This window comes from Pseudomonas sp. CFBP 5748 (assembly GCF_053850495.1).
In genome coordinates this window covers 549,655-556,018 of the sequence record NZ_JBSPTN010000003.1, presented here as the reverse complement: position 1 = coordinate 556,018, position 6,364 = coordinate 549,655, and the positions used below count along the sequence as shown (strand labels likewise).

The window sequence follows — 6,364 nt, the reverse complement described above, 5'->3', positions numbered from 1 at the left end:
CCGTCCTTCCTTCGCGCGCATCCATGGAACCCGGCGCCTCACTGGCCGGGCCTGAAATCAACGCACTCATGGTTATTTATGGAAAAGTCGAAGTTTCGCAAAATCGCTATCGTGCTTGTACTGGTCGTGGTGGCCGCGCTGATTTTCTACAGTGCGCAGTCGCCGGGCAAACCGCCGGAGTACCTGACTGCCGAGGTCCAACGTACTGACATCGAGAACGCGGTACTGGCGTCCGGGACGCTGCAGGGCGTCAAGCAGGTCGATGTCGGTGCACAAGTGTCGGGCCAACTGAAATCGCTCAAGGTCAAACTGGGCGACAAGGTCAAGAAGGGCCAGTGGCTGGCGGAAATCGACCCTATGCTGGCGCAGAATTCATTGCGCCAGGCCCAGGTCAATGAAGAGAACCTGATGGCTAAGCGGCAGGCCACGGCGGCGCAACTCAAGGACGCCAAGGCCACCTATGATCGTTACAAAAAACTGCAACCGGACGACGCGATCTCCAAGCAGGAGTACGAGACCGCTGAGTCGAACTACAAGGTGGAAGCGGCGAACCTGCTCTCTCTCGATGCGCAGATAAAGGACGCCCGTATCCAGGTGGAAACCGCGCGGGTCAACCTGGCCTACACCCACATCGTCGCGCCGATCGATGGCTATGTCGTGGGGATCGTGACGCAGGAAGGCCAGACCGTGATCGCCGAGCAACTGGCGCCGGTGCTGCTCAAGCTTGCCGACCTGGACACCATGACGGTCAAGGCCCAGGTCTCGGAAGCCGATGTGATTCACATCGTTCCCGGCCAGGAGGTGTATTTCACTATCCTAGGGGAATCGGAAAAGCGCTATTACGCCAAGCTGCGGGGCACCGAGCCGGCGCCACAGAACTTCCTCGAAACCCAGACCGCCGGGGCGCCGAAGCAAAATACGGCAGTGTTCTACAACAGCCTCTTCGACGTGCCGAACCCTGATCATCGCCTGCGTATTTCCATGACGGCCCAGGTCCGTATCGTGTTGGACAAGGCCAAGGATGTATTGACGGTCCCCGTCGCCGCCCTGGGTGCAAAAAACCAGGATGGCAGCTATGTGGTCCGTGTCCTCGATGCCGAAGGCAAGGCCCAGCCGCGCAATGTACAGATGGGCATCAACAACAACGTCCGGGCCGAGATCAAGGATGGCCTGGCGGAAGGTGACAAGGTCGTCATCGGCGAGCCGACCCCAGCCGTGGCGGGAGCCTGACCATGACGCGACCACTGTTGGAACTCGAGGGGATTACCCGCAGTTTCCTCGCGGGTGAAAAGGAGTTCATCGCGCTCAAGAACATCAACCTGACGATCAACGCCGGAGAGGTCGTGGCGATCACCGGCGCTTCCGGCTCCGGCAAATCCACGCTGATGAACGTGCTCGGCTGCCTCGACCATCCGAATTCCGGCAGTTACAAAGTGGACGGACGCGAAACCGGCTCGATGGACGATCACGAGCTGGCGGTGCTGCGGCGTGACCACTTCGGTTTCATTTTCCAGCGTTACCATTTGCTGCCGCACCTCAGTGCCTTGCACAACGTCGAGATGCCGGCCATTTACGCTGGCGCGGCAGAGAAACAACGGCACACGCGCGCCGGAGAGTTGTTGGGACGGCTGGGACTGGTAGGGCACTTGAGCAATCGGCCCAGCCAACTCTCCGGTGGCCAGCAGCAGCGGGTGAGTATCGCCCGGGCCCTGATGAATGGCGGCGAGATCATTCTGGCGGACGAACCCACCGGTGCACTGGATACCACCAGCGGCAAGGAGGTGATGAAGATCCTGCTGGAGCTCAACGCGGCGGGGCATACGGTCATCATCGTGACCCATGATGAGAAAGTGGCGGCCCACGCCCAGCGCATCATCGAGATCCGCGACGGCGAGATCGTCAGTGATCGTCCCAATCCGCAGGGGCCGCTGCAAGATCTGCCGGAACAAAACGTGCGTCCGGCCAAGGTCAAGCCCACCAACGGTCTGCTTGCCCGTTTCGGACTGTTCAGCGAAGCGTTCAACATGGCCTGGGTGGCGTTGATCTCGCACCGGATGCGAACCCTGCTGACCATGTTGGGCATCATTATTGGCATCACCTCCGTGGTGTCGATCGTGGCCATCGGTGAGGGGGTCAAGCAATATGTCCTGAAAGACATCGAGGCGATCGGCAGCAATACGATCGAGATCATGCCTGGGGCCGATTGGGGGGACAGTCGTTCGACCGCCATCGAGACGCTGGTGTTGTCCGACGTGACCGCCCTGAGCGACCAATATTACATCGACAGCGCCACCCCCAACCTGGGGCGCAACCTGTTGTTGCGTTATGAAAACATCGACGTCAATGCGACCGTCAACGGTGTGAGCGCCAGCTATTTCCAGGTTCGCGGGATCAAGATCGGCTCGGGTGTGGCGTTCGGCAAGGACGATGGCCGCCGGCAGTCGCAAGTGGTGGTGATCGACCACAACACGAGCAAACGACTGTTTGGCTTACACACAGACCCACTGGGCAAGGTGATTCTGGTCGACAACTTGCCTTGCACGGTCATCGGCGTGACCGAAGACCGCAAAAGTGTGTTCAACACCAGCAAGAACCTGAATATCTGGATGCCCTATGAAACCGCAGCCGGTCGGTTACTGGGCCAGCGTTTCCTGGACAGCGTCACGGTGCGGATCAAGGACGGGCAACCAAGCAAGTTAGTGGAAGACAGCGTGGTCAAGCTCCTGGAGCAGCGCCATGGGACCAAGGACTTTTTCACCTACAACCTCGACAGCGTGATGCAAACGGTGCAGAAGACCAGCCAGTCGTTGGCGCTGCTGCTCTCGTTGATTGCGATCATTTCGCTGGTGGTGGGGGGCATCGGGGTGATGAACATCATGCTCGTCTCGGTGACCGAACGTACCCGTGAGATCGGTATCCGCATGGCCGTCGGCGCACGCCAGTCCGACATACGCCAGCAGTTCCTGGTGGAGGCGGTGATGGTGTGCCTGATGGGGGGCACGATTGGCATCGCCTTGTCGTTCGGGATCGGTTACGTCTTTTCGATCTTCGTCAAGGAATGGCAAATGGTGTTCTCGGTGGGGTCGATTGTCACCGCGGTCGTCTGTTCGACTCTCATCGGGATCGTGTTTGGTTTCGTGCCCGCGCGCAATGCCGCGCGGCTCGATCCGATCAACGCGTTAGCGCGTGATTGAGCTGACCTGCATGGCTTGAACCAGGAGCATGCCCCTGTGGCGAGAGCATGGCGCCCTCGCCACAAAGGCCTGTGCCAGGCCTCTTATACCGCTATTCGGGCCGCATGGGAGCGCGGCTCGCCGACTTTCCTCACCGCGTGTTCGAAACGCTCCAATACCATGCCGACCTCGGCCTCGGTGATGGTCAGGGGCGGCAGGAACCTGAGCACCGCGCCATGGCGTCCACCGGTCTCCATCATCAACCCGTTGTCGAAGCAGTTGAGCTTGATGGCGTGGGCACGGACACCGTCAGCCTGGCCGGCGCGCTGGTTGCTGCCTGGCTGGGTGATTTCCACGCCGATCATCAAGCCGCGACCGCGGATATCGCCGATACATGGAAAGCGTTGGGCGATTTGCTCCAGGCCGCTCTCCAATTTCTGGCCCATCCGGGCGGCATGGGCGACGAGATTGTCTTTGCGGATTTGCTGCATGGTTGCAGCACCGGCGACCATCGCCACTTGATTGCCACGGAAAGTCCCCGCGTGCATGCCGGGGCCCCAGGTGTCCAGGTAATCGGCATACACGATCACCGCCAGCGGATAGCCACCGCCAATGGCTTTTGACAGCACCAGGATGTCGGGGACGATGCCTGCGTGTTCAATGGCGAACGTGCTGCCGGTGCGGCCGAGGCCGGTCTGGACCTCATCGACGATCAGCAAGATGTCCTGTTCCAGGGTGATTTCCCGCAGGGCGCGCAGCCAGTTGGCCGAGGCCGGGATGCAACCGCCTTCGCCTTGTACCACCTCGACGATAACCGCCGCCGGCTTGGCAACGCCGCCTTCGGGGTCCGACAGGACGGTGCGGATGTAGTCGATGGACAGTTGGTCGGTGTGCTCGCCATCGGTGCCGAACGGGCAGCGAAACCGGTAGGGGAATGGCAGAAAGTGCGTGCCTTGGGCAATCAGGCCATCACCGCTCTTGGGAGACAGCTTGCCCATCGCCGACAGTGCACCGGCCGTCATCCCGTGGTAACCACCGTGGAAGGCCATCAATGGCGAGCGCTTGGTGTAGTGGCGCGCCAACTTGATGGCTGCCTCGACCGCATCCGAGCCACTGGGGCCACAGAAGAGAATCTTGCTGGTGTCGCGCATTTGCGCCGGGAGCATCGAGAACAGCTCCTGCACAAACGCGTGTTTGGCTGGCGTGGCCAGGTCCAGTGCCTGCTGCAGGTGGTCGCTGTCGAGGAAACGCATCACCGCATCCCGGACTTCGGGCGGATTGTGACCGAGGGCCAGGGTCCCGGCGTTCGACAGGCAATCGAGGAACTCCTGGCCGCTGGCGTCCTTGATGCGCATGCCTTTGCCGCTGACGAACATTCGCTGGAAAGTCTGCGCATAGGTGCGTGCGTTTGACTCGACGTTTTCGAGGTAATTGAGTGCTTCCATATTCGATCATCCATTGGCTATGGAAAGTGAACCGAGCGAGGCTGTCATTCGTGCTCGACAGCGGGGGCGGTCTGTACTTGGCAGGTCCGGGTCATTTCAACAGGCCCCCGTCTTTACCGCGAGTTTTCTTGCCGGCACCTGTCCCCGTTTTCCACGCCAGACACCCAATCCGGCACAGGGTTAAATGACTGCCACACGAGCCTCATCAAGCCATCGTCAATAATCTGCCCACTTCCAGAGCTATGCCGGTGCCGGGTGCCTCGCTTTTCTTCACCTTGTCACCTCATAGAGAACCCTATGCATGTCCTCAAGCCTGCAGAAAACGTATTGCTGGTGACACTGTGTGCGGTGGCCTTGAGTGGCTGCATGTTGGGCCCTGACTATCGACTGCCGGACGTCCCGGTGGCGGCCAAATGGCAAGCGCCGCTGCCCCATGGTGCGTCGGTGGTAGCGTTGGCCGACTGGTGGCAGCAGTTCGACGACCCGGCGTTGGCCGAACTGTTGCGCCTGGCCGAAGCCGATAGCCCGTCCATGGACCAGGCCTGGGCCAATATCTCGTTGGCCCGGGCTACCGCTGCCAGTGACGCTGCGGACGCCTTGCCGAAAATCGACGGCAGATTGTCCGGTGGCCGTGGCGGGCAACAGACCGGTTCTGAACGCCTGGGTGGGTCGGGCTCTTCGGCGACAATGGATGCGGCCTGGGAACTCGATCTGTTCGGCAAGTTGCGCCGCAACAATGAAGCGGCAAAGTCCCGTGTCCAGGCGCGGGTGGATGATTGGCATGACGCGCGGGTTTCGCTGGCGGCCCAGGTCGGCGACTACTACGTGCAATACCGTGGTTGCCAGAAGCTGGTGCTGGCTTATGGGGACCAGGCCCAGTCACAACAGGACACCGCGCGTATCACTCGCCAGTCGTTCGGGGCGGGCTTCACGTCCTCCGCTGACGCGGCCCTGGCCGATGCCAGCGCTGCCAGCAGCGTCGCGACCCTGGTCCAGCAACAGAGTGAATGCCAGGTGCTGCTCAAAAGCCTGGTGGCGCTGACCGGCAGTGATGAAGGACGACTGCTGGAGGTGCTCGGCCACACCCCGGCGCAGTTGCCTCAACCGGCTGAGCTTGATGTGCAGCAGATACCCGCCGATCTCGTGCGTCAGCGCCCGGACCTCGGCTCCAGTGAGCGCGAGTTGGCTGCGGCCAGCGCCGAGATCGGCGTGGCCCAGGCGGATCGATTGCCGAGCCTGAGTCTTTCCGGGACATTTTCCGTGGGCACCATGGTCGGTCAGCGCAACCGTTCCTGGTCGCTGGGCCCGGTGTTGTCGATTCCGCTGTTCGATGGTGGCAAGCGCCGCGCGGCGGTCGACGGTGCCAAGGCTTCTTATGACGCGGCACTCGCGGTCTATCGCCAGACGCTGCGCACCAGCGTGATGGAAGTGGAGCAGGCGCTGGTACGCCTCGATTCGGCACGTCGCCGGGAGTTGGATGTGGAACGCTCCACGGCCGGGTTTCGTGAGTCTTTCGAGGCCATCGACCGCAATTGGCAAGCCGGCAATGTCAGCTTGCTGGACCGGGAAACCGCACGCCGCCAGGCGCTGACCGCCGAGATTGAATTGATCACCCTGCAGCAGAATCAAGTGCGCTACTGGATCGCCCTGTACAAGGCGCTGGGGGGCGGCTGGCAAGCCAGTCAACCATTGGCGCGGAGCCGGGCATTGAGTGGAGAGGGCGCGTGAGGTCGAGGTCAGGCAGAT

At 61.5% G+C, this 6,364-nt stretch carries 3 protein-coding genes and 2 pseudogenes; 4 read left to right on the top strand and 1 reads right to left on the bottom strand.

What is annotated here, in order from left to right; translation table 11 throughout:
- The first annotated feature begins 78 nt into the window (after positions 1-78).
- The 3 genes and pseudogenes from macA to ACWNZ1_RS09920 form a co-directional block, all read left to right on the top strand.
- A complete protein-coding gene (gene macA, locus ACWNZ1_RS09930) occupies positions 79-1,230 on the top strand; it encodes a macrolide transporter subunit MacA (protein WP_135845724.1) in 1,152 nt (383 codons plus the stop codon).
- A 2-nt stretch (positions 1,231-1,232) separates the two neighbouring features.
- A pseudogene (locus tag ACWNZ1_RS09925) lies at positions 1,233-1,929 on the top strand (ATP-binding cassette domain-containing protein); the annotation flags it as partial.
- A gap of 62 nt (positions 1,930-1,991) precedes the next feature.
- Positions 1,992-3,194 (top strand): annotated as a pseudogene (locus ACWNZ1_RS09920) (ABC transporter permease); the annotation flags it as partial.
- Between the two features lie 83 nt (positions 3,195-3,277).
- On the opposite strand, the gene ACWNZ1_RS09915 reads toward ACWNZ1_RS09920, so the two are convergent.
- A complete protein-coding gene (locus ACWNZ1_RS09915) occupies positions 3,278-4,618 on the bottom strand; it encodes a diaminobutyrate--2-oxoglutarate transaminase family protein (RefSeq protein ID WP_135845722.1) in 1,341 nt (446 codons plus the stop codon).
- Between the two features lie 297 nt (positions 4,619-4,915).
- Here ACWNZ1_RS09915 and ACWNZ1_RS09910 point away from each other — a divergent pair, with 297 nt between their 5' ends.
- Complete coding sequence (locus tag ACWNZ1_RS09910) at positions 4,916-6,346, top strand: efflux transporter outer membrane subunit (RefSeq protein ID WP_456027610.1); 1,431 nt, start codon at positions 4,916-4,918, stop codon at positions 6,344-6,346.
- Positions 6,347-6,364 lie beyond the last annotated feature (18 nt).